Origin of the sequence: Pseudomonas sp. FP1742, from assembly GCF_030687145.1 — a bacterium.
Taxonomy (GTDB): domain Bacteria; phylum Pseudomonadota; class Gammaproteobacteria; order Pseudomonadales; family Pseudomonadaceae; genus Aquipseudomonas; species Aquipseudomonas frederiksbergensis_D.
On sequence record NZ_CP117460.1, the window covers coordinates 276,247 to 298,851 of the forward strand.

21 protein-coding genes are annotated in these 22,605 nt (G+C 60.2%); 4 read left to right on the forward strand and 17 right to left on the reverse strand.

Features of this window, described 5'->3' with window-relative positions; translation table 11 throughout:
• Positions 1 to 10: 10 nt before the first annotated feature.
• From PSH64_RS01185 to PSH64_RS01235, 11 genes are all read right to left on the reverse strand, one after another.
• Entirely contained in the window at positions 11 to 655 is a 645-nt protein-coding gene (locus PSH64_RS01185; RefSeq protein WP_305479693.1) for a methionine ABC transporter permease, read from the reverse strand.
• Positions 645 to 1,766: a methionine ABC transporter ATP-binding protein gene (locus PSH64_RS01190; protein WP_305479695.1), complete on the reverse strand. Its 1,122-nt coding sequence runs from the start codon at positions 1,764 to 1,766 to the stop codon at positions 645 to 647. The genes PSH64_RS01185 and PSH64_RS01190 overlap by 11 nt, the downstream gene beginning before the upstream one ends.
• 2 nt (positions 1,767 to 1,768) lie before the next feature.
• The gene (locus PSH64_RS01195; RefSeq protein WP_305479697.1) at positions 1,769 to 2,578 is read right to left on the reverse strand and encodes a MetQ/NlpA family ABC transporter substrate-binding protein; all 810 of its coding nucleotides are present in this window, start codon (positions 2,576 to 2,578) and stop codon (positions 1,769 to 1,771) included.
• 146 nt (positions 2,579 to 2,724) lie between these two features.
• On the reverse strand, positions 2,725 to 4,077 hold the full coding sequence (locus PSH64_RS01200; protein WP_305479699.1) for an LLM class flavin-dependent oxidoreductase: 1,353 nt from the start codon (positions 4,075 to 4,077) through the stop codon (positions 2,725 to 2,727).
• Positions 4,077 to 5,270, reverse strand: a complete 1,194-nt coding sequence (locus PSH64_RS01205; protein ID WP_305479701.1) for an SfnB family sulfur acquisition oxidoreductase — start codon at positions 5,268 to 5,270, stop codon at positions 4,077 to 4,079. Before PSH64_RS01205 ends, PSH64_RS01200 begins: the two co-directional genes overlap by 1 nt.
• A gap of 23 nt (positions 5,271 to 5,293) precedes the next feature.
• Positions 5,294 to 6,535, reverse strand: a complete 1,242-nt coding sequence (locus PSH64_RS01210) for an SfnB family sulfur acquisition oxidoreductase (RefSeq protein ID WP_305479703.1) — start codon at positions 6,533 to 6,535, stop codon at positions 5,294 to 5,296.
• Positions 6,536 to 6,894: 359 nt separating this feature from the next.
• Positions 6,895 to 7,659 (reverse strand): hypothetical protein, encoded by a 765-nt coding sequence (locus PSH64_RS01215; protein ID WP_305479705.1) that lies wholly within the window; start codon positions 7,657 to 7,659, stop codon positions 6,895 to 6,897.
• A 501-nt stretch (positions 7,660 to 8,160) separates the two neighbouring features.
• Positions 8,161 to 8,910, reverse strand: coding sequence for an L-cystine ABC transporter ATP-binding protein TcyN (tcyN, locus tag PSH64_RS01220; protein ID WP_305410784.1), 750 nt, complete (start codon positions 8,908 to 8,910; stop codon positions 8,161 to 8,163).
• Between the two features lie 4 nt (positions 8,911 to 8,914).
• Positions 8,915 to 9,580, reverse strand: coding sequence for a cystine ABC transporter permease (tcyL, locus tag PSH64_RS01225; protein ID WP_007939566.1), 666 nt, complete (start codon positions 9,578 to 9,580; stop codon positions 8,915 to 8,917).
• The gene (tcyJ, locus tag PSH64_RS01230) at positions 9,580 to 10,374 is read right to left on the reverse strand and encodes a cystine ABC transporter substrate-binding protein (protein WP_105347327.1); all 795 of its coding nucleotides are present in this window, start codon (positions 10,372 to 10,374) and stop codon (positions 9,580 to 9,582) included. Before tcyJ ends, tcyL begins: the two co-directional genes overlap by 1 nt.
• Positions 10,375 to 10,713: 339 nt before the next feature.
• On the reverse strand, positions 10,714 to 11,706 hold the full coding sequence (locus PSH64_RS01235; protein ID WP_105347323.1) for a D-cysteine desulfhydrase: 993 nt from the start codon (positions 11,704 to 11,706) through the stop codon (positions 10,714 to 10,716).
• 190 nt (positions 11,707 to 11,896) lie between these two features.
• Here PSH64_RS01235 and epsC point away from each other — a divergent pair, with 190 nt between their 5' ends.
• Both epsC and betT read left to right on the forward strand, forming a co-directional pair.
• Positions 11,897 to 12,823, forward strand: a complete 927-nt coding sequence (gene epsC, locus PSH64_RS01240; protein WP_305479709.1) for a serine O-acetyltransferase EpsC — start codon at positions 11,897 to 11,899, stop codon at positions 12,821 to 12,823.
• 425 nt (positions 12,824 to 13,248) lie between these two features.
• Entirely contained in the window at positions 13,249 to 15,204 is a 1,956-nt protein-coding gene (gene betT / locus PSH64_RS01245) for a choline transporter BetT (RefSeq protein ID WP_305481108.1), read from the forward strand.
• Positions 15,205 to 15,218: 14 nt separating this feature from the next.
• On the opposite strand, the gene PSH64_RS01250 is transcribed toward betT, so the two are convergent.
• Positions 15,219 to 15,479, reverse strand: coding sequence for a hypothetical protein (locus PSH64_RS01250; RefSeq protein ID WP_305479710.1), 261 nt, complete (start codon positions 15,477 to 15,479; stop codon positions 15,219 to 15,221).
• A 62-nt stretch (positions 15,480 to 15,541) separates the two neighbouring features.
• Positions 15,542 to 16,282, reverse strand: a complete 741-nt coding sequence (locus tag PSH64_RS01255; protein WP_305479711.1) for an SDR family oxidoreductase — start codon at positions 16,280 to 16,282, stop codon at positions 15,542 to 15,544.
• Positions 16,283 to 16,407: 125 nt separating this feature from the next.
• Here PSH64_RS01255 and PSH64_RS01260 point away from each other — a divergent pair, with 125 nt between their 5' ends.
• Entirely contained in the window at positions 16,408 to 17,298 is an 891-nt protein-coding gene (locus PSH64_RS01260; protein ID WP_305479712.1) for a LysR family transcriptional regulator, read from the forward strand.
• A 226-nt stretch (positions 17,299 to 17,524) separates the two neighbouring features.
• Positions 17,525 to 18,562, forward strand: coding sequence for an L-glyceraldehyde 3-phosphate reductase (gene mgrA / locus PSH64_RS01265; RefSeq protein ID WP_105347311.1), 1,038 nt, complete (start codon positions 17,525 to 17,527; stop codon positions 18,560 to 18,562).
• A gap of 123 nt (positions 18,563 to 18,685) precedes the next feature.
• Here the strand turns inward: mgrA and tauD are convergent, their stop codons facing one another.
• The 4 genes from tauD to tauA form a co-directional block, all read right to left on the reverse strand.
• Complete coding sequence (gene tauD / locus PSH64_RS01270; protein ID WP_105347310.1) at positions 18,686 to 19,528, reverse strand: taurine dioxygenase; 843 nt, start codon at positions 19,526 to 19,528, stop codon at positions 18,686 to 18,688.
• A gap of 131 nt (positions 19,529 to 19,659) precedes the next feature.
• Positions 19,660 to 20,493, reverse strand: coding sequence for a taurine ABC transporter permease TauC (gene tauC, locus PSH64_RS01275; RefSeq protein ID WP_105347307.1), 834 nt, complete (start codon positions 20,491 to 20,493; stop codon positions 19,660 to 19,662).
• Entirely contained in the window at positions 20,490 to 21,284 is a 795-nt protein-coding gene (gene tauB / locus PSH64_RS01280; RefSeq protein ID WP_305479715.1) for a taurine ABC transporter ATP-binding subunit, read from the reverse strand. The genes tauC and tauB overlap by 4 nt, the downstream gene beginning before the upstream one ends.
• A gap of 16 nt (positions 21,285 to 21,300) precedes the next feature.
• A complete protein-coding gene (gene tauA / locus PSH64_RS01285) occupies positions 21,301 to 22,278 on the reverse strand; it encodes a taurine ABC transporter substrate-binding protein (protein WP_305479716.1) in 978 nt (325 codons plus the stop codon).
• Positions 22,279 to 22,605 lie beyond the last annotated feature (327 nt).

Below are 22,605 nucleotides of genomic sequence, written 5' to 3' on the forward strand. Positions count from 1 at the left end.
GCTATCTCGATCAGCGCTTGTTGAGTCCACGGGCCAATCGATCTCCACCCAACTGAATCATCGCCACCAACACCACCAGCAACACAATCACCGTCAGCATGATCTGGCTATCAAACCGCTGATACCCATACCGATAAGCAATGTCCCCCAACCCACCGGCCCCAATCGCGCCGGCCATGGCCGACGAGTTAATCATGGTCACCAGCGTAATGGTGAAACCACCAACAATCCCCGGCAGCGCTTCAGGCAACAGCACATGCCAGACGATATGCCAGCGCCGGCAGCCCATCGCCTGCGCCGCTTCAATCAACCCATGGTCGACTTCCCGCAGGCTGACCTCGGCGATGCGTGCGAAGAACGGTGTGGCGGCGATGGTCAGTGGCACCACAGCGGCCCATACGCCATAGGTGGTGCCGACGATCAACCGGGTAAACGGAATCAACGCCACCATCAAAATCAGAAACGGGATCGAGCGGAACAGGTTCACGAACGCGCCCAATGCGCGGTTCAGCGCCGGTGCTTCGTAGATCCCGCCTTTGGTGCTGGTAACCAGAATCACCGCCAACGGAATGCCCGCCAACAGCGCGATCAGTGACGACACACCGACCATCAGGAAGGTGTCGATGAAGCCTTGCAGCAATCGATCAAACCACATAACCCAGCACCTCCACCTGTTGCGCCCAATGACTGGCGCGCTGACGCAATTCCTCGGCGCCGAGGGACGAACCGGTCACCGCCAGCAGCAATTGCCCCAGCGCATGGCCCTGAATCCGTTCCACACCCCCTTGCAGCAAACGCACGCGGCCACCGAGGGCGCTGAACAGCGCCGCCAGGTCTGGCTCGTCGCGTGTATTGCCAGTGAATTGCAAGCGCAGGACCACGGCAGCGTCCGAAGACTGTGGCTGTGCCCGCAAGCGGCTTTGCAGTTCGTCCGGCAGGCCGTGTTGCAGCGGTGCGAGCAAGGTCTTGCTCACTTCATGCTGCGGGTTGCCGAAGACCTCCCAGACCGGCCCTTGCTCGACGATTCGCCCGTGCTCCAGCACCACGACCCGATCACAGATATCGCGGATCACCGCCATCTCGTGGGTGATCAGCACGATGGTCAGGCCCAGTCGCTGGTTGATCTCGCGCAGCAGGCCGAGGATCGATTGGGTGGTCTCCGGATCGAGGGCCGAAGTGGCCTCGTCGCACAGCAGAATCTCCGGGTCATGCACCAACGCACGGGCGATGCCGACACGTTGTTTCTGCCCGCCGGAAAGCTGCGCCGGATAAGCCTTGTGTTTACCTTGCAGACCCACCAGTTCGAGCAATTCACGGACCTTCTGCTCGCGTTTTTCCTTGGGCACACCGGCGACTTTCAATGGTAATTCGACGTTCTGCCAAACTGTCTTGGCCGACATCAAATTGAAGTGCTGGAAGATCATGCCGATGCGTCGGCGCAGTCCTACCAGGTGCTCTTCATCGAACTCGCCGATATTCACCTGATCGATCAGCACCCGCCCGCTGCTCGGTTGTTCGAGGCGGTTGATGGTGCGGATCAGCGACGACTTGCCGGCACCGCTGCGCCCGATGATGCCGAACACTTCGCCGCGCTGGATCGCCAGGTCGATACCGTCCAGGGCCGCCACCGGACCTTGCTGGCCGGTGTAGGTTTTGCCCAGGCCGATGAAGCGCACGTGGGCGCGGTTCAGTTCGGGGTGCAGCTCGGTGCGTTCAGCACTGTGCGGCTCTGGAGTCTCCAGTCGCCGTTGGATGGCGGCGGTCATGCTCAGCTTTCCCAGCCGGCTTGATAGAGCTTGCCGTGGGCTTTATCCAGTGCCGCGCGAACGGCTGGCGAGTGCTGATAGATGTCGACGAACTTGATCAGGCGCGGGTCGGTTTTGCTTTTCGGCTGGATCACGAACTGGATCACGTATTCCTTGTGATCGAGGCCATCGAACAGCAGGGCGGAACTGGCATCGAAGGTCTTCGACAGACGGATGTAAGCCGGGTAGCCCTGGACCAGATCGGCGTCGTCGTAGGCGCGTACCAGTTGCACGGCTTCGACCTGGAGGATTTTGATTTTCTTCGGGTTGGCGGTGATGTCTTCTTCAGTGGCCTTGTAGCCGACGCCCGGTTTGAGGGTGATCAGCCCGGCCTTGGCCAACAGTTGCAGACCGCGACCGCTGTTGATCGGGTCGTTGGCGATGGCCACGCTGGCGCCCTCGGGCAACTCGGCGAAGCTTTTGTATTTCTTCGAATAGAGGCCGACGTTGTTGATGATGCCCGGGGCGAACGGCACCAGGTCAAATCCGGCCGCGGCCTTGGCGTTTTCCAGGAACGGGATGTGCTGGAAATAGTTCACGTCGATGTCGCCCGAGGCGAGGCTGACGTTGGGAGCGATCCAGTCGCTGAACTCCACCAGTTCGACTTTCAGGCCTTGTTTGCTGGCTTCCTCTACGGCGGCCTCCAGCGGAATGGCGAAGGCGGCGGTGGTGCCGACCTTCAACGGCGCGTCGGCGGCGAAGGTGATGGAGCTGAAGAGGCCGAGGGCCAGGGCCAGTGCTTTGACTGGGTGGGTAAAGAGTTTTTTGGTCATGAGATGTCTTCCAGTCAGGGCATGAAATGTGTGGTGTCGGGTCGGGCCTCTTCGCGAGCAAGCCCGCTCCCACAGTGGATCGGGTCGGGCACAAAATGTTTGTTCACCACGGATCTAATGTGGGAGCGGGCTTGCTCGCGAAGCTTTTAGCGCCGGTAACCGGCGCCGGTATGTTGCTCAGGTAAATGCGCGTCACGCCGGAACAGTTTTTCCCGCAGGCTGCCGTCGTCGTAAGCGGTCTTGTACGACCCACGGCGCTGTAACTCGGGAATCACCAGGTCGATGAAATCCACATAACTTTCCGGGGTGACGATCCGTGTCAGGTTGAAGCCGTCGAGGCCGGTTTCGGCGATCCACGATTCCAACTCATCGGCCACTTGCTCAGGCGAGCCGACCACGGTGATATAGCGGCCACCGAGGGCGTGTTGTTCCAGCAGTTTGCGGCGGGTCCAGTCGTTGTTTTGCAGGTTTTTGGTGGCGGACTGGATGGCGTTGCTTTTCACGTACTGGATCGGTTCGTCGAGTTCGTATTCGGAAAAATCGATCCCGGTGGACGCCGAAAAGTGCGCCACGCCGGCCTCGGCGCTGGCGTAGCTCAGGTACTCGGCATGCTTGGCCCAGGCCAGCGCTTCGGTGGCGCCGACAATCACGTTCAAACCCATGAACACCTTGATGTCCTCAGGCTTGCGCCCGGCTTCGACGGCGCTGGCGCGTACCTTGTCCACCTGAATCCGGGTCGCCGGTTTGTTCTGGCCGCTGATGAACACGCACTCGGCATGCCGCCCGGCGAACAGCAGGCCGCGATCGGAGCTGCCAGCCTGGAACAGCACCGGCGTGCGTTGCGGCGACGGCTCGCAGAGGTGATAACCCTCGACCTGATAGAACTCACCCTTGTGCTCGACCTTGTGCACTTTGTCTGGCTGGGCGTAGATCCGTTGCTCGCGGTCGTTGAGCACCGCGGCGTTTTCCCAGCTGCCTTCCCAGAGTTTGTAGAGCACTTGCAGGTATTCGTCGGCCTGGTCGTAACGTCGGTCGTGTTCCACCTGCTCGCTGAGGCCCATGGCCTTGGCGGCACTGTCCAGATAGCCGGTGACGATGTTCCAGCCGACCCGGCCGCGACTCAGATGATCGAGGGTCGACAGGCGCCGGGCGAACAGATACGGCGGCTCGTAGGTCAGGTTGGCGGTCAGGCCGAAGCCGAGGTTCTTGGTGACCGCAGCCATGGCCGATACCAGCAACAGCGGGTCGTTGACCGGCAACTGGATCGACTCTTTGAGCGGCACGTCGACCGAGTTCTGGTAGACGTCGTACACGCCGACGATGTCGGCGATGAACAGACCGTCGAACAGTCCGCGCTCCAGCAGTTGCGCCAGTTCGGTCCAGTATTCGATCGTCTTGTACTGGGTGGACGTGTCCCGTGGATGGGTCCACAGGCCATGGTTGATGTGCCCGATGCAGTTCATGTTGAACGCGTTGAGCAGGATCTTCTTTTTGCTCATCAAATGGTCCCCCGCAACGGCGGGTTTTCATCGTTGAGGTAGTAATTGCCCACCGCGTGATACTTCCAGCGCACCGGGTCGTGCAGGGTGTGCACCCGGGCGTTGCGCCAGTGACGGTCCAGACCGTGTTCGATCAGGGTCGCCTGGCTACCGGCCAGTTCGAACAACGTGCTGCCTGCGGCGAGGGAAATCTCAGTGCTGATGGCCCGGGCTTCGGCAACCGCAATCGACGCGGCGGCGACGGTTTTGGTGTTGGTGTCGGCCTGGGCCCGGTCGAGGAATTCGCCGGAGCGTTCCAGCAAGGCTTCGGTGGCATGCAGACGAATGCTCAAGTGGCCGAAGCTCTTGAGGGTCAGTGGGTCTTCGGTGGCTTTTTCATGCGTGGCGTCGATCCATGGCCGGGTTTTGGTCCGCACGAAATGCAGGGCATCTTCATAGGCGGCGCGGGCGATGCCGGTGTCGATGGCGGCGTGGAGAATCTGCGCCAGCGGGCCAACGGTGGTCGGGCGTTCGAACGCGCTTTGAAACGGCACCACATCTTCGGCTGCGACGTAGACATCCTCGAACACCACCGAACCGCTGCCGGTGGTGCGCTGGCCGAAGCCGCTCCAGTCGTCGATGACCGTCAGGCCTTTGCTGTTGCGCGGGACAAAGGCCAGTTGCTGCACACCGTTTTCGTCCACTACAGAGGTGGGGATGCGTTGGGCGTAAATCGCGCCGGTGGCGTAGAACTTGCGGCCGTTGATGCGATAGCCACTACCGTCGCGGGTCAGGCTAGTGACGCGGTCATGGGCGGTTTTGGTGCCCAGTTCCGCCAATGCGTTGCCGAAGCGCTGACCGGCCAATACCTCTGCGTACAGGCGTTTTTTCTGCTCATGGCTGCCGTTCACACGGAGCACTTCGAGGGCGTAGAAATGGTTTTGCGGGATCTGTCCGAGTGAACCGTCAGCCTGGGCGATCAACGCGATCACCTTGGCCAGGGTGACATTGGAAACTCCGGCGCCGCCGTATTCTTTCGGCACGCTGATGCCCCAAAGACCCGAACGGGAAAACACTTCCAGCTCCGGGTGCGGCAACCGACGTTCACGGTCGCGCAGGGCACTGTCGCGTTTGAAATCATCGGCCAGGTCACTGGCGACGATCAGGGCTTGTTCATCGCTGGTGATGACCGCGACGTGGTGAGAAAGAGACATGTGTTTCTCCAGAGATCTGGTCGTTAAATCCAGGAGTGGCGAGCCGGCAACGTGCCGTTCAAGTGATAAGCGCCAACCGCGTGATACTTCCAGCGCACCGGGTCGTGCAGCGTGTGCACCCGGGCATTGCGCCAGTGGCGGTCGAGGTTGAATTCGGCGAGGGTGGCGCGGCTGCCGGCCAGTTCGAAGAGCTTTTCGCTGGCCAGCAGCGAGATCTCGGTGGTCAGCACTTTGGCCTCGGCAACGGCAATCGAGGCGCGGGCCGCGGACTCGGCGGTGAGCGGCGCGGCGTTGACCTGATCGAGCACTTGCCCGGCCTTGCGCAGCAGCGCTTCGGCGGCGTGCAGTTCGATTTTCAGCTTGCCGATATCGGCGATCACGTAGAGGTCGTCGCTGGCCCGTTCGACATTGGCGTCGATCCAGGGCCGGGCACGGGTTTTCACGAATTCGATGGCGTCATCGATAGCGCCCCGGGCGATGCCGGCGTCGATGGCTGCTTGAATCAGCTGCGATACGGCGCCCTGAGTGTTCGGGCTGTCGTTGATCCTCCAGTTATCCACCACCAGCTCGGCGTCGACCCACACGTTGTTGAGCAAAAGGGTGCCGCTGGCGGTGGTGCGCTGGCCGAAACCCGACCAGTCATCGACGATGCGCAGGCCCGGGGTGCCACGACGAACGAAGGCCAGCACTTGCTTGCCGTCGTCGTTCAGCGCCTTGACGGCCACCCAGTGGGCGAACAAGGCGCCGGTGGAGTAGAACTTCTGCCCGTTGATGACGAAGCCATCGCCGTCGGCAGTGATTCGCGCCTTGAGCTCCAGGGTATTTTTGGTACCGCGCTCAGGGCCTGCGTTACCGATTCGCCAGCCTTCGAGCACGCTTTTGAACAGCTGTTTTTTTTGCGATTCAGTGGCACTGCCGAGTATCAGATTGAGAATCCCGAACTGGTTCTGCGGAATCTGCCCCAGGGCCGGGTCGGCCGCGGAAATGATCGCGAAGACTTCGGCAACGGTGACGAATGAAACCTGTGGGCCGCCGTACTCACGGGGGATGGCAATGCTGCCCAGGCCGCTGCGGGTGAACTGCTCGATTTCCGACCAGGGCAACTTGCGCTGCTGGTCACGTTTGGCGGCTTGCAGGCGGGCGACTTGCGCCAGCTCATGGGCCGCCTTGATGGCTTGTGCGTCGTTGCGCAAGACCTGCGCGGGCAACAACAATGGGGCGACGTCCAGATCACTCTGGACGATTGCATCTGCCAGACTGGACATCAGTGCCGCTCCTTGGCTGCACGCAATGCCCTGGCGATTTGCACTGGGGTGATTGTGTTCCGGACCATACCTACCTCACATCTCATGAAAACGCCGCAGGTGTTGCGGCGAACGAAAAACACGAATGTCCGGTGGTCCGGTGTATATACCCTAAACGCGTATAAATAATTAATGAACTAACTTTTAGGAATATAGATAGAAGAGGTATCAGTCTCTTCCCTGTAGCAGCTGGCGAAGCCTGCGTTCGGCTGCGCAGCAGTCGTAAATCCTGAGCCCGCGATCAACCTGAATGACTGCGGTACACGGTTTTTGCGACTGCTTCGCAGCCGAACGCAGGCTTTGCCAGCTGCTACAGGGCCTCACCGCTTTCTGGGTTCTGCGGCTTCGAGCACTTCTTTCGGCGGCACTTTCAGGTAGGGATTGGCACAGCCGATCTTCAGTGTGCGGGCCGGTGCCCAGCGCGAGTTGTTGCCCACCCGATCGAGAATGCAGTAGGTCACTTCCAGTCGAAGATCTTCGCCGGCTTCGAGAATGATCGCCGGCGGCACCCAGACCTGAATCGGCTGGCCCACATCGCTGGCCTTGAGTTTGGGCAGGTCCATGCGCACATCGCCCCAGCGCAGGGTGATTTCGTCGTCGGCGGCCATGTTCAGGTACGGTTCGATGGTCAATGGCACGCCGCGTTTGACCTGGTTCGGGTTGACCCCGTGACGGCGAATGGTCTCGGGGATGAACACGGGTGCCAGGCTTTGGTTTTCCTCATCGCAAAGTGGGGAGGGCAGGCCACCGGGGCAATCCAGTTTGATCTGGACACGCGTCGCTGGAGATACCGCCGGCCCTTGCCCGACCTGCATGACCTTGTAATGGACGCGAGCAGAACCGTTGGCAATGAAGCTTTCCGGCACCCGCAGGCTCACCGCTTTGTCGCCATGATCCGCTCCCAATACACAGGAGGCCACGTAGCAGTTGTTCCAGAACAGTTCGATCAGGTCGCCTTCGTCCATGCCGGGGTAGGGCGGCACATCGATCATGAGATGAGCGGCCGAGGTGATGTTGATGCCAGCCTTGTGAGTTTGCGCCAGGGTCGGGGCTGCAAGTTCGGGTTTGTTCGAAGTGCTTGTCATGGGGTTCTCTCCTTGAAGCCTTACCGCGAAGTCCGTTTCTGAAAGATCGAAAGGCGTGAATTACCAGGCAACAAAACGATTCACTTTTTGTGTGTTTGAAGAGTGATCGAGTTTGATGAAAGTCGTCTGTTGGAGACTAGATAAGAGTGCGATCGAATAGGTGTCAATAGAACTGATTGGTTAAAGTTTGGTTCTTGGGTTATTCAGAAATTTCCTACGCGATGTAGTTAGTAAACCGCATCGTGCTGTCGAATTTAGACCAATATTTGGTGGGTTTTATGCCCTGGAGGCAGCAACCCATTGAGTGAGGGTGGTGACGGATTTCATGGATTTTAAGAGAGATGAATCTGTTGCAGGACATATATATGTACCGCACGGGGTGACCGGAAGTTATTTATGGTTTGGATGAATCAAATAGGTCGGGAAGGAGGGGTATGAGGTTTTTAGATGAAGGGGGGCACTTCCATCCATGGAAGTTGACGGTTTTTTGAAAGGACGCAATTAAGCGTTATTAAGGAACTTGCTGAGAAACTGCTTGGTCCGTTCTTCTTTCGGGTTGGCAAAGAGCGCCTTGGCTTCGCCCTGTTCGACGATCACACCCTTGTCGAAAAACACCACACGGTTGGCCACGTCCCGAGCAAACCCCATCTCGTGGGTGACGATCACCATGGTGCGTTTCTCTTCGGCCAGGCCGCGGATGGTCGCCAATACTTCGCCCACCAATTCCGGGTCCAGCGCCGAGGTCGGTTCATCGAACAGGATCACTTCCGGTTCCATCGCCAGCGCCCGGGCAATCGCCACGCGCTGTTGCTGACCGCCGGAAAGGCGTCGCGGGTAAGCGTCTTCCTTGCCCGCCAGGCCAACCTTGGCCAATAACTTCTTACCCAAGGCAACGGCGTCGGCCCGTGGAATTTTCTTCACCACGATCGGGCCTTCGATGACGTTTTCCAGGGCCGTACGATGGGGGAACAGATTGAAGTTCTGGAACACGAAACCCACATGCTGGCGCAAGCGTCGTACCAGGGTCTGCTGCTGGTTCAAGGGGCGGCTGCCATCGATCTCGATGTCGCCGACTTTGATCCGGCCGCTGGTGGGTTCCTCCAGAAAATTCAGGCAACGCAGGAACGTGGTCTTGCCCGAGCCGCTGGGGCCGATGATTGCCACCACCTCGCCTTCCTTCACCTGCAGATCGATGCCGTTGAGCACCACCTGACCCTTGAACTGCTTTGTCAGTTTTTCCACGACAATCATTGGGTCAGGACTCCTGGTCGTGCCGATTGACCCGCTCTTCCAACTTGTTCTGCAGGTGCGACAGTACAGTCGCCAGAACCCAGTAGATCAGCGCGGCGGCAAGATACATGGTGAAAATTTCGAAGGTACGGGCGGTGATCAGCTGCGCCTGGCGGAACAGCTCCGGCACCTGAATGGTGGCTGCCAGCGCGGTGTCCTTGACCAGCGAGATGAAGCTGTTGCCCAACGGGGGCAGGGCTGTGCGCATCGCTTGCGGCAGGATGGCCCGGCGCAGGGTTTGCGCGCGGGTCATGCCGATACTGGCGGCGGCTTCCCACTGGCCGCGCTCGATGGAGCTGATCGCGGCACGCAGGATTTCGCAGGCGTAGGCGGCCATGTTCAGCGAGAAGCCGATCAGGGCTGCCGGCAGCGGATCAAGTTCGATACCCAATTGCGGCAAGCCGTAATAGATCACGAACAGTTGCACCAGCAACGGCGTGCCGCGAAAGAACGACACGTAGATGCGGGAAATCCAGCTCACCAGTTTGAAGCGCGACAGGCGCATCAACGCCAGGCCGAAGCCCATCAGCAGGCCGAAGAACATTCCGCCCAGGCTCAGGATGACTGTGTAGTACGCGCCCTTGAGTAGAAAGGGCGCGGAGTCCAGCGCGAGTTGGAAAGCTTCTCCCATTATTGAGTGACGTCAGCGCTGAAGTATTTTTCCGAAAGCTTTTTCAGCGTACCGTCGGCACGCAGCTTGTCGATGGCTTTGTTCACCGCGGCCAGCAGCTCAGGCTCGCCTTTGCGCAGGGCAATACCGGCTTCCTGGCGGGAGAACGCTTCGCCGGCGGCGGCAGTGTCCTTGGCCTTCCTGGCGTATTCCAGCGCGGCCAGGCGGTCGATCAGAATGGCGTCGATGCGGCCGACGCGCAGATCCTGGAACTTGCTCGGGTCATCTTCGTAGGTGCGGACGTCAGCCTTAGGCACATTCTCTTTCACCCACTGCTCGTAGTTGGTGCCCAGGCCTACGCCGACTTTCTTGCCGGCCAGATCGGCGGCGGTCTTGATGGTGTCTTTGTTTTTGGTCAGGGTCAGCGCCTGAATCCCGGAAACGGTGTATGGCTGGGAGAAGTCGTACTTCTTCTTGCGCTCTTCGGTGATAGTCACCTGGTTGATCACCGCGTCCAGACGCTTGGATTCCAGGGCGGCGAGGATGCCTTCCCATTTGGTCGGCTGCAGTTTGACCTTCACGCCCAGCTCTTTGGCCAGGGCTTCGGAGAACTCGACTTCGAAGCCGCTCAGTTTGCCGGCCTCGTCGACGAAGCTGAACGGTGGATAAGTGCCTTCCAGGCCGACGTTGATCACGCCGGCGTCCTTGATTTTTTGCAGCTGCTCACCGGCAACCGCTTGCCCGAGCAGGCCGGCGCTGAGTGCCAGGCCCAACGAGCCCACCAGCAGATTTCTACGTAGTGCGGAAAAATTCATGACAAGCCCCTGTGTTTTCTTATGGAAGACGCTTAAGGAAAGTTGGCAAATTCGGGATTTGAACGACTGCGATATCCTGCCCTAAAGCAGCTTATGCGTCTTGCTGCAAATTCGCCTGCGGCGTGACTATATGATGCTGTCTTTAGATAGGAAAATACTAAATATTAAGTTTGTTATTCTTTAAATGAATATTGGAGGAATGCATTCCTGTGGCGAGGGGGCTTGCCCCCGTTCGGCTGCGAAGCAGTCGTAATGTCTGCTGACTCGATATGACTGCCGGACACAAGGGGCCGCTGCGCGACCCAACGGGGGCAAGCCCCCTCGCCACAGGACTATCGGCTATAAAAAGTCTTTGTAGGCAAACAACGCCGGCGCCCCGCCGGTGTGCAGGAAGATGATCGGGCCCTCATCGAAGCGCTGACGTCCGATGCCGTCGAGCAAACCGGCCATGGCCTTGCCGGTATACACAGGATCCAGCAACAACCCTTCCTGACTCGCCAGCAGTTTCACCGCCGACAGCGTCCCGGCATTCGGCTCGCCATAACGCGGGCCGAAATATTCGTCCCACAGTTCGACTTTGAAACTCGCCGGCAGGCCCACGCCCAGCAGCTCGGCGGTGCGTTCGGCGAGGCCCTGGACTTTTGGTCGTTGAGCTTCATCGCTACGGGAAACGGTCACGCCGATCACTGGCAAATCCGGCAGCACTTCGCTCAAGGCCAGCGCCAGGCCGCTATGGGTGCCGGCACTGCCGGAAGCCAGGACCACCGCGGCAAATTGCAGCCCGGTGTCCTTGATCTGTTCGGCCAGTTCCAGGCCCGCACGGACATAACCCAAAGCGCCCACTGCATTGGAGCCACCAATCGGCACCAGATAAGGCTTCTTGCCGTTGCTGCGCAGGCGTGCGGCCAGCGCCTCCAATTGTTCATCGGCATTGTCGAGATTTTCCACCAGCTCGACCTTGGCATCGAACAGGTCCAGCAATAGCCGATTGCCGTTGCCGACGTAGTTGCTGTCGTCGGTGCCGAGTGGATTTTCCAGCAGCGCCACGCAGCCCAGGCCAAGCTTGGCCGCAATGGCGGCGGTCTGGCGCACGTGGTTGGACTGGATCGCACCAGCGGTGATCAAGGTATCGGCGCCCTGGGCCAGGGCATCGGCGGCGAGGTATTCGAGTTTGCGCAGTTTGTTGCCGCCCAGTGCCAATGGCGTCAGGTCATCGCGTTTGACGTACACATCGCGGCCCAGCCAGGTCGACAGGCGTTCGAGTTTTTCCAGGGGGGTAGGGTGACCGAGCAGGTCCAGGCGGTTAAAACGGGCAAGCTGTTGTTTGATCATGGGTCCGTACTGGCGGAGGAAGATGTCAGGACTATAGGCACGGGTATTTAGCGGGGCAACTGCCAATCGCTTATAGCTAAAAGTATTGAGCACAGCACTATTGGTTCTTAATTCGGCTGCAAGCCGTTGCCGTAAAGTAATCGCGGTTAACGCGGCCAGACCGTCCGGCCGCCCGTGAGGAGTTTTTACCGTGAGCGAGCGTTCCAGCCATTGGCAATTGCAGACCATCGTCAGCCAACTGCGTACGGCGCGCGACCAGTGGCGCGCACAAAACGGCCGCGCCAGCGGCGAGCAGGGCGGTCGCGAGTTGCCGTCCCGAGCGGCCATGGCGGACATTCTTGAAGCCTTGTGCGGTGCGCTGTTCCCGATGCGCTTGGGCCCGGTGGATTTGCGCGAGGAAAGTGAAGACTTCTACGTCGGCCACACCCTGGATGTGGCGTTGAACGCGTTGTTGGCTCAGGCGCGACTCGAACTGCGTTACGCCGCTCGCCATGGTGCCCGGGCCGACACTGAAGTCGAAGCCAGGGCCATCGAGATCATTCAGGACTTCGCCCTCGCCCTGCCGGGATTGCGCAGCCTGTTGGACACCGATGTGCTGGCGGCCTATCACGGCGATCCGGCCGCTCGCAGTGTCGATGAAGTGTTGCTGTGCTATCCGGGAATTCTGGCGGTGATTCACCATCGTCTGGCCCACCATTTGTACCGCGCCGGGTTGCCGTTGCTGGCGCGGATCAGCGCGGAAATCGCCCACTCGGCCACCGGCATCGATATTCATCCGGGGGCGCAGATCGGTCGCAGTTTCTTCATCGACCACGGCACGGGTGTGGTGATCGGCGAGACTGCGATCATTGGCGAACGCGTGCGGATCTATCAGGCGGTGACCTTGGGCGCCAAGCGCTTCCCGGCGGACGAAGACGGTCAGTTGCAGAAAGGCCATCCGCGGCACCCGATTGTCGAGGACGACGTGGTGATCTATGCCGGCGCGACGATTCTGGGGCGGATCACCATCGGCAAGGGCTCGACGATCGGCGGCAACGTCTGGCTGACCCGCAGCGTGCCGGCCGGGTGCAACCTGACCCAGGCGAATCTGCAGCATGATGATGGGACGCAGAAATAGGGTCCAAAATCTCTAGTGGTCTTTCTGACGCCATCGCGGGCAAGCCACGCTCCCACAGAGTTTGTGTCGAACGGTAATTCCGTGAACGACACAAACTCTGTGGGAGCGTGGCTCGCCCGCGATGGTTTCAAGCCGGGCGAAATAATGGCCTTTAGCTGATTTTCCGCTGAACGAATCCCGCAAACCCCGCGTCATACCCCTTCCTTGAGCCAGCGCAGGAAAGCTACCGCCAAGCCCTGCGATTAGTCCTTAGCACCCTATTCATGTTTAACTTGAACGCTCATTCAAGTTAAACCGGTGGTTCGCCGCCCGCTCACAACAGGAGGCTTGCCTTTGCTGAGTCCGATTTTTACAGCCACGTTTCTCCCCCTTGAGGTGCACCGTTCATGAGTGCATCGTCCACCCCCGCAAGCGGCCTTGTCCGCATGAATCCGCCGGTGTTTTATTTCGCGGCGACCTTCATTTTGTTGTTCGCCGTCGTGGTCATGGCAATGCCCGAACAGGCCGGTGCCTGGCTGTTGCAAGCGCAAAACTGGGCGGCCAACACGGTCGGCTGGTACTACATGCTCGCGATGACGCTGTATCTGGTCTTCGTGGTGGTCACCGCCTTGTCCGGCTACGGCAAGATCAAGCTCGGTGCCGACCACGACGAGCCCGAATTCAGTTACTTGTCCTGGGCCGGCATGCTGTTCGCCGCCGGGATCAGCATCACGCTGTTTTTCTTTTGCGTGTCCGAACCGCTGACACACCTGGCGCAACCGCCGCAAGGTGAGGCCGGCACGGCGGAGGCGGCGCGTCAGGCGATGCAGATTCTGTTTCTGCACTGGGGCCTGCACGGCTGGGGCGTGTTCGCTTTCGTCGGCATGGCGCTGGCCTACTTCGCTTATCGCCACAATTTGCCGCTGGCCCTGCGTTCGGCGCTGTACCCGCTGATCGGCAAGCGCATCAACGGCCCCATCGGTTACGCGGTGGACGGCTTCGGCATCATCGCCACGGTGTTCGGCCTCGGCGCCGACATGGGCTTCGGCGTATTGCACCTCAACTCCGGTCTGGACTACCTGTTCGGCATCGCCCACACCCAGTGGATTCAGGTCGGCCTGATCACGCTGATGATGGGCGCGGCGATCATCGTCGCAGTGTCCGGTGTCGACAAAGGCGTGCGGGTAATGTCAGACATCAACATGCTGCTGGCCTGTGCGCTGCTGCTGTTCGTGTTGTTCGCCGGCCCCACCCAGCACTTGCTCAATACCCTGATCCAGAACCTTGGCGATTACCTCGGCGCCTTGCCGATGAAGAGTTTCGACCTCTACGCCTACGACAAACCGAGCGACTGGCTGGGCGGCTGGACGGTGTTCTATTGGGCCTGGTGGATTGCATGGTCGCCGTTCGTGGGCCTGTTCATTGCGCGGATTTCCCGTGGCCGGACCATCCGCGAATTCGTCTTCGGCGTGCTGTTGATCCCGCTCGGTTTCACCCTGGCGTGGATGTCGATCTTCGGCAACAGCGCCATCGACCAGGTTCTCAACCACGGCATGAGCGCGCTCGGCCTGTCGGCCATCGACAACCCGTCGATGACGTTGTACCTGCTGCTGGAAACCTACCCCTGGAGCAAAACCGTGATTGCGGTCACGGTGTTCATCAGCTTCGTGTTCTTCGTCACCTCCGCCGACTCCGGCACCGTGGTGTTGTCGACGTTGTCCGCCAAGGGCGGTAACCCGGATGAAGACGGGCCGAAATGGCTGCGAGTGTTCTGGGGCGCGATGACCGCGCTGGTGACCAGCGCGCTGTTGTTCTCCGGCAGCATCGATGCGTTGAAGTCAGCGGTGGTGCTGACCTCGTTGCCGTTCTCGATGATTTTGCTACTGATGATGTGGGGGCTGCACAAGGCGTTTTATCTGGAGTCGCAGAAGCAAATCGCACAACTGCATTCCCTGGCGCCGGTGTCCGGTTCGCGACGCGGTGGATGGCGTCAGCGCTTGAGTCAGGCGGTGCATTTTCCATCTCGGGATGAGGTCTATCGCTTCCTGGATACAACGGTGCGCCCGGCTATCGAGGAAGTGACCGCCGTGTTTGTCGAGAAGGGATTGCATGTGGTCACTCAGCCCGATCCGGCCAACGACAACGTCAGCCTGGAAATCGGTCACGGCGAACTGCATCCGTTCATTTATCAGGTGCAGATGCGCGGGTACTTCACCCCGTCTTTCGCCCGGGGTGGCATGGGTTCCAAGCAACTCAACAACCGTCGCTACCACCGTGCCGAAGTGCATTTGCGCGAGGGCAGTCAGGACTACGATCTGGTGGGTTACACCAAGGATCAGGTGATCAACGACATCCTCGACCAGTACGAACGGCACATGCAGTTTTTGCATTTGGTGCGTTGATCGACCGGTGGCGCTCAGGTCTCGCTGCTCAACACCATGAACAGCACCAGAGCCGCCACCGGTACGCCAAACACCGCGCTGCCCACCACCAGTTCCGCACTCAACGGTTGGCCGGCGTTGACCATGCCGACCGCGCCGTTGATCAAGGTTAACGCCAGCCACAGCACGACAAAACTGTAGGCCAGGGTCTGACGGGAGAAACCGATTTTCTCGCCGATGAACAGCATCAGTGCCAGCAGGATCAGGCCGAAGGTGATGATGATCGTGGTGTGCATGATGGGTTCCTCCCTTCAGATGTGTGCTGCCTTACGGATTCAGCCCAATACATCGAGCATAGTTAAACCAACCCGCCGTTAATGCGCAGGATTTGCCCGTTGACCCAGGCCGAATCCGGGCCGACCAGGAAGGACACGACGCGGGAGATGTCTTCTGGCTGAGCCAGGCGCTCCAGCGGTGGCATCTTGGCGAAGGTCTGGATCTGTTCTTCGCTCTTGCCGTGCAAAAACAGCTCAGTCGCCACCGGGCCAGGCGCCACGGCGTTGACGGTGATATTGCGCCCGCGCATCTCCTTGGCGAACACCTGGGTCAGGGATTCCACTGCCGCCTTGCTGGCGATGTACACCGCATAACCCGGCAAGTTAAGGCCGACAGTGCTGCTGGAAAAGTTGATGATCCGACCACCGTTGTTCAGGCGGGTCGCCGCTTCACGCAGGGTGTTGAAGGTGCCGCGGGCGTGAATGTTGAAGGTCTGGTCGAACAGCTCGTCGCTGTGCTGCGCCAGCGGCAGCACCTTGAGGATGCCGGCGTTGTTGATCAGCACGTCGACCTTGCCCAACTGGGTTTCGGTCTCGTCGAACAGCCGGCGCACGTCGTCGGTGTTGGCCACGTCAGCCTTGACCGCTATGGCCTGATGCCCGGCCTGACGCAACTCTACAACCAGTTTTGATGCTTCGGTGGCACTGCTGGCGTAGTTGATAACGACGGCGAAACCTTCGTTGGCGAGTTGTCTGGCGATCACGGCACCGATGCCGCGGGAGGCGCCGGTCACGATGGCAACTTTCGAAGTTTGAGCAGTCATGGTTTTGATTCCTTGGAGTGGCTTGGGTGTGGTGCCAGACTCACATGTTTACTCAGGGCGATAAATGCACGAGAGTTGCCTTGACTGTTCAATAATCGCCAACAATCGATCGTCAGGAGCGCCGTATGGATCAAGTCAAGGCGATGAAGGTTTTCGTGCGGATCTACGAGCGCAGCAGCTTCACGCTGGCGGCCGATGACCTGAACCTGCCGCGTGCGACGCTGACTCACACGCTGAATCAGTTTGAAGCCTGGCTCGGTACCCGTTTACTGGAGCGCAGCACGCGCAAGGTCCGTCCTACGCTGGATGGCGAGGCGTACTACCTGCGTTGCGTGCAGTTGTTGGCAGAACTGGAAGAAGCCGAACTGGCATTTCGCGGCGTTGCGCCGAAAGGCCGATTACGGGTGGATCTGCATGGCACGTTGGCCAAGCACTTTGTAATCCCGGCGTTGCCGCAATTCATGGCGCGCTACCCGGACATCGAACTGTCCATCAGCGAAGCCGATCGCTTCGTCGACCTGATCGCCGAAGGCGTTGATTGCGTGTTGCGCGCCGGCACCTTGGGTGACTCGGCGCTAATCGGTAAACGTGTCGCCAACTTGCGCCAGATCACCTGCGCCAGCCCGGCATACTTGCGTAACTACGGCGAACCGAAAAACCTCGAAGACCTGAAAAAACACCGCGCGGTGAACTACGTTTCGCGCACCACGGCCAAGCTGTTTCCATTCGAGTTCATGGTGGATGGCGAGCTGAAAGAAGTGGCCATCGATGGCGCGTTATCGGTGTTCGGCGCGGAGATTTATGCGGCCTCGGCAATTGCCGGGTTGGGGCTGATTCAGTGCCCGCATTACCGAATGGAAACGCAAATTGCCCAAGGGTTGGTGCAGGAAATCCTCACCGACACACCGCCGCCATCGATGCCGGTTTCGGTGTTGTATCCGCATAACCGACACATGTCGCCACGGGTTCGAGTGTTTGTGGATTGGTTGGGGGAGGTGTTTGCACAGGCCAGGTAAAAATCAAAAAATCGCACCCTTCGGCAGCTCCTACAGAGGTACGCCATCTCCATGTAGGAGCTGCCGAAGGCTGCGATCTTGGTGATAGGTCTGACGCTGAAGATTGAATCTATGAAACGTTTCAGCAATTAGTCGAATCCGGGGTTTCCTGGCGTTTGTCTGGGCGTATGCTGGGCAGCTTGCAAAGCAGTCGATACCCCATTCAAGACCCACAAGAGAGGATTCGATGACCTACACCGCTGCCGAAAACCGCTACGACTCCATCCCTTACCGCCGCGTAGGCCGCAGCGGGCTGGTGCTGCCGGCACTGTCGCTGGGGCTGTGGCACAACTTCGGCGACAGCACGCCGATCGACACCCAGCGCTCGTTGCTGCGCACCGCGTTCGACTCAGGCATCAACCACTTCGACCTGGCCAACAACTATGGCCCGCCGTACGGCAGCGCCGAGATCAACTTCGGCCGTTTGCTGCGAGAAGACTTCAAGCAGTACCGCGACGAGTTGATTATCTCCAGCAAGGCCGGTTGGGACATGTGGCCCGGTCCTTACGGGCAGGGCGGCGGGTCGCGCAAGTACGTGCTGGCCAGCCTCGACCAGAGCCTGCAACGCCTGGGCCTGGATTATGTGGACATCTTTTACTCCCACCGCTTCGACCCGGACACCCCGCTGGAAGAAACCGCCAGCGCACTGGCCACCGCCGTGCAGCAGGGCAAGGCGCTGTACATCGGTATCTCGTCCTATTCCGGGGTGAAAACCCGGGAAATGGCCGCGTTACTCAAGGAGTGGAAAGTCCCGTTGCTGATCCACCAGCCGGCCTACAACCTGCTCAATCGCTGGGTGGAAAAGGACCTGCTGGATGTCACCGACGAACTCGGCACCGGCGTGATTGCCTTCACGCCGTTGGCGCAGGGGCTGTTGACCGACAAGTACCTCAACGGCATCCCGAAGGATGCGCGGGTCAATCGTCCGGGCGGGGACTCATTGCAGTCTTCGCACCTGTCCGAAGCCAACATCGCCCATGTGCGTGGGCTCAACGAAATTGCCAAGCGTCGCGGTCAGAGCCTGGCGCAACTGGCGTTGGCGTGGACGCTGCGTGATCCACGGGTGACCTCGGCGCTGATCGGCGCGAGCCGGCCGGAGCAGATCATCGAGAACGTCGGGGCGTTGAAGAACCTGAGCTTTAGCGTGGAAGAACTGGCGGAAATTGACCGGTTTGCCCAGGAGGGCGGGATCAATCTGTGGGAGAAGCCTTCGACGGCTGAATAACCCCGTACTGATCATTCCCACGCTCCGCGTGGGAATGCTGCCCGGGACGCTCCGCGTCCCATCCAAAGCCGAACGCAGAGCGTCCGTTGAGGCATTCCCACGCAGAGCGCAGGAACGATCGGCTCAGCGGAAAAACGGCACATCCCCCAACACCGTCGCCCGCTGCATCACCCGCCGCGCCGGGCGGTAATCATCCACCGCGTAATGCTGGGTCACGCGGTTGTCCCAAAACGCGATGTCGTCTTTCTGCCAGCGCCAGCGGATGGTGAAATCCGGCCGTGTGGCGTGGGCGAACAAAAACTTCAGGAGCGCTTCGCTCTCGGTTTCCGACAGTTCGTTGATCTTCGATGTGAAGCCCTCGTTGACGAATAACGACCGGCGCCCGCTCACCGGGTGCGTGCGAATCACCGGGTGTGACAGCGGCGGGTTCTTGCGCCGGGCTTCCTCCCACTGGGCCAACGCCTGCGGCGTGTTGCCATAGCGCTCCAGTGGAAACGAACGGGTGAAATCGTGAGTGGCGGTCAGCCCATCGAGCAAGGTTTTCATTGGCGCGGACAACGCTTCATACGCCGCAATGCCGCTGGCCCACAGGGTGTCGCCGCCAAACTCCGGCAGCAACTTGGCGCTGAGTACCGCGCCCATCGCCGGGGTCGGCAGGAACGTCACGTCGGTGTGCCAGATCGCGTTATCGCGCACGTCGGTGACGGCGGTGTCGAGGATCAGCACTTCCGGCTGCTCCGGCACATTCGGGTAAATCGGGTGGATGTGCAGGTCGCCGAAATAGGCGGCGAATCGCGCTTGCTGCTGCGGCTCGATCGGCTGGTCGCGGAAGAACAGCACTTGATACTTGAGCAGCGCTTGCTCGATGGCGTCGCGTTGTTCCAGGTTCAGCGGCTGGCTGATGTCGACGCCGCTGATTTGCGCGCCGAGGGCACAGCTTAAGGGGACGATGTTCAGGCTGCTCATGGTGGTTCTCTTGAATTCGGGGCGCAGAGATATTTGTGGGAGCGGGCTTGCTCGCGAATGCGGCGTGTCAGATAACTGTGCTGTGACTGATACACCGCATTCGCGAGCAAGCCCGCTCCCACAATAATTGTTCAGTGGGCCTGGCCATGCCACGGCACCAGTTTGCGTTGCAGCACACGCAGGCCCATTTCCATGGCGAAGGCGATCAACGCGATCACCAGAATCCCCAGCACCACCACATCGGTGACCAGGAACTGCGCGGCCGACTGCACCATGAAGCCCAAACCGCTGGTGGCTGCGATCAGTTCGGCGGCGACCAGCGTCGACCAGCCCACACCCAGACCAATGCGCACGCCAGTCAAAATATCCGGCAGGGCACTGGGCAGAATCACATGCCGAATCAACTGTGCCCGAGTCGCGCCCAACGACTGCGCGGCGCGCAATTTCGCCGGGTCGACGGTGCGCACGCCAGTGGCGGTGGCAATCGCGATCGGAGCGAAAATTGCCAGGTAGATCAGCAACACTTTCGACAATTCACCGATGCCGCACCAGATCACGATCAGCGGCAAATAAGCCAGGGGCGGAATCGGGCGATAGAACTCGATCAGCGGATCGAGAATGCCGCGCGCGATGCGGTTGTGGCCGATGGCAATGCCGACCGGCACGGCGGTCAGCACCGCGAAGCCCAGGCCCAAACCGATGCGGCTGAGGCTTGCGCCCAGGTGCTGCCACAAGGTCGAGTCCATGTAGCCGGTGGTCACCAGCAGCCAGCCTTTTTGCAATACGGCGGAGGGGGGCGGCAGGAACAGTGGTTCGATTAACCCGGTGGCGGTGACGGCCCACCAGATCGCCAACAATGCGATCAAGGTTAATACGCTGATTGTGCGTGTGCCGACGCTGCGACGCAGCACAATCACCGTCGAGCCCGGTTTCACCGTGGTGGCGGGAATGTGATAGCTGCTCATGCGCGCTCCTGCCGCTGAACGGCACTGCGTTGGGAGAATACTTTGGCGAGCACATGCTCGCGGGTTTCGATAAAGCGCGGGTCGGATTTGATCGCGCGCGCCGACTCGCCGGCGGCGTAACGCTGACCGAAATCCAGGCTCAGACGCTCGACGACTTGCCCGGGATTCGGCGCCAGCAGAATCAGGTCGGTGGCGAGGAACACCGCTTCTTCAATGTCGTGGGTAATCAGGAACACCGGTTTGGCGGTGCGTTGCCAGACTTGCAGCAGCAGCTCCTGCATCTGCTCGCGGGTGAAGGCGTCGAGGGCGCCGAAGGGTTCGTCCATCAGTAACACACGAGGGTCGGCGGCGAGGGCACGAGCCAGGCCGACACGTTGTTTCTGACCGCCCGAAAGTTGCCAGATGCGACGGTTCTCAAAATCGGAAAGGTCCACCAGCGCGAGCATTTCCCGGGCGCGCTGTTCACGTTTTTCCCGGGGAGCGCCGGCCAGTTCCAGACCGAATCCGACGTTGGCCAGAACGTCCTGCCAAGGCAGCAGGGCGTCATCCTGGAACACCACGCCGCGCTCGGCGCTCGGGCCTTTGACCGGCACGCCGTCAAGGGTGATGCGCCCGGCACTGGGCTCGACGAAACCGGCAATCAGGTTCAACAGCGAGGTCTTGCCACTGCCGGACGGGCCGAGGGCGACCAGCAATTGCCGGGGCCCCAGGCTCAGGGAAATATCCGCCAGCACCGGTTCCGGGCTGCCGGGGTACTGTGCGCTGATGCGCTCCAGCTGTAGCAAAGCCATCGCGGTTAACTCCCGATCAGTTGGTGATGTACTTGGCGCTGACGTACGGCGCGTAGTCCGGCAGCACGGCCTCGACCTTGCCCTGTTCCTTGAGGAACGCGGCGGTGTCGGTAATGGCCTTGGTGGTCGGCGCGCCGAGGGTGATCACCTGATCAGCCGCCAGCGGATACACGTTGCCTTGCAGCAGCAGCGGAATATCGCTGGCCTTGGCACCGGAGAGTTTCACCAGTTTGTCGACGTTGCTTTGATTGGCCAGCCAGGCTTGCGGATCCTTGCGGTAGTCGGCGTAGGCATCGAGGGTCACTTTGGCGAAGGCGGTGACGATCTCCGGATGCTTCTCGGCGAAGTCCTTGCGCACGATCCAGGCATCGAAGGTCGGCGCGCCGAACTTGGCCAGCTCGCCGGAAGTGATCAGCACTTTGCCGTTTTCCTTGGCCACGCCGAGGGCCGGGTCCCACACGTAGGTGGCGTCGATGTCACCGCGTTTCCATGCCGCGATGATGGCTGGCGGCGCGAGGTTGAGCACGGTGACTTTCGACGGGTCGATGTTCCAGTGTTTCAGCGCGGCCAGCAGGCTGTAGTGGCCGGTGGAGACAAACGGTACGGCAACTTTCTTGCCGATCAGGTCCTGCGGGGTCTTGATCCCGGAACCGTCGCGCACGACCAACGCTTCGGCGGCGCCGATCTGGGTGGCGATGAGGAAGGTTTCCACCGGAACTTTGCGGGTGATTGCCGCCGTCAGGGGGCTGGAGCCGAGGTAGCCGATCTGCACATCGCCGGAAGCGATGGCGGCGATGATGTCGGCGCCGCTATCGAATTTGCGCCAGTCGATCTTGGCTTTGGTGGCTTTTTCGTAGGCGCCGTCGGCCTGGGCGACTTTGGCCGGGTCAACGGTGGTCTGGTAGGCAACGGTCACATCTGCCGCCTGAGCCAGGAAACTCGCCGCAGCCAGCGACGCGGCCGCCAGGAGGCGAAGGGGGAAAATCAGTTTCATCGGGAAGCTCCTTTTCAGACGACCGGGAGTCGGCGTGAAAAAGAGACTAAATGATATAAGAAACTTAAAATAAATAACTTTTTAGAATTAGCATATGAGCGGAAAATTCTAAGGGAGACCGTTGTGGCGAGGGGGCTTTTCGATCGTTCCCGCGCTCTGCGTGGGAATGCAGTCGGTGACGCTCCGCGTCACCTGGACGTGGAGCGTCCCTTGAGGCATTACCACGCAGAGCGTGGGAACGATCATTTATCCGAAATATTGCGCGTATCGTTTTTGGGACTGCTGCGCAGTCCAACGGGGGCAAGCCCCCTCGCCACAGGGGACTTG

Coding starts and splice junctions, on each gene's coding strand:
- PSH64_RS01215 (WP_305479705.1), bottom strand. CDS start 7,659: ATGACAAGCACTTCGAACAAACCCGAACTTGCAGCCCCGACCCTGGCG.
- mgrA (WP_105347311.1), top strand. CDS start 17,525: ATGACCTACACCGCTGCCGAAAACCGCTACGACTCCATCCCTTACCGC.
- tcyN (WP_305410784.1), bottom strand. CDS start 8,910: ATGATTGTCGTGGAAAAACTGACAAAGCAGTTCAAGGGTCAGGTGGTG.
- PSH64_RS01200 (WP_305479699.1), bottom strand. CDS start 4,077: ATGAGCAAAAAGAAGATCCTGCTCAACGCGTTCAACATGAACTGCATC.
- tauC (WP_105347307.1), bottom strand. CDS start 20,493: ATGAGCAGCTATCACATTCCCGCCACCACGGTGAAACCGGGCTCGACG.
- tcyL (WP_007939566.1), bottom strand. CDS start 9,580: ATGGGAGAAGCTTTCCAACTCGCGCTGGACTCCGCGCCCTTTCTACTC.
- tcyJ (WP_105347327.1), bottom strand. CDS start 10,374: ATGAATTTTTCCGCACTACGTAGAAATCTGCTGGTGGGCTCGTTGGGC.
- tauA (WP_305479716.1), bottom strand. CDS start 22,278: ATGAAACTGATTTTCCCCCTTCGCCTCCTGGCGGCCGCGTCGCTGGCT.
- betT (WP_305481108.1), top strand. CDS start 13,249: ATGAATCCGCCGGTGTTTTATTTCGCGGCGACCTTCATTTTGTTGTTC.
- tauB (WP_305479715.1), bottom strand. CDS start 21,284: ATGGCTTTGCTACAGCTGGAGCGCATCAGCGCACAGTACCCCGGCAGC.
- PSH64_RS01205 (WP_305479701.1), bottom strand. CDS start 5,270: ATGTCTCTTTCTCACCACGTCGCGGTCATCACCAGCGATGAACAAGCC.
- PSH64_RS01255 (WP_305479711.1), bottom strand. CDS start 16,282: ATGACTGCTCAAACTTCGAAAGTTGCCATCGTGACCGGCGCCTCCCGC.
- PSH64_RS01210 (WP_305479703.1), bottom strand. CDS start 6,535: ATGTCCAGTCTGGCAGATGCAATCGTCCAGAGTGATCTGGACGTCGCC.
- PSH64_RS01250 (WP_305479710.1), bottom strand. CDS start 15,479: ATGCACACCACGATCATCATCACCTTCGGCCTGATCCTGCTGGCACTG.
- PSH64_RS01260 (WP_305479712.1), top strand. CDS start 16,408: ATGGATCAAGTCAAGGCGATGAAGGTTTTCGTGCGGATCTACGAGCGC.
- PSH64_RS01190 (WP_305479695.1), bottom strand. CDS start 1,766: ATGACCGCCGCCATCCAACGGCGACTGGAGACTCCAGAGCCGCACAGT.
- PSH64_RS01195 (WP_305479697.1), bottom strand. CDS start 2,578: ATGACCAAAAAACTCTTTACCCACCCAGTCAAAGCACTGGCCCTGGCC.
- tauD (WP_105347310.1), bottom strand. CDS start 19,528: ATGAGCAGCCTGAACATCGTCCCCTTAAGCTGTGCCCTCGGCGCGCAA.
- PSH64_RS01235 (WP_105347323.1), bottom strand. CDS start 11,706: ATGATCAAACAACAGCTTGCCCGTTTTAACCGCCTGGACCTGCTCGGT.
- PSH64_RS01185 (WP_305479693.1), bottom strand. CDS start 655: ATGTGGTTTGATCGATTGCTGCAAGGCTTCATCGACACCTTCCTGATG.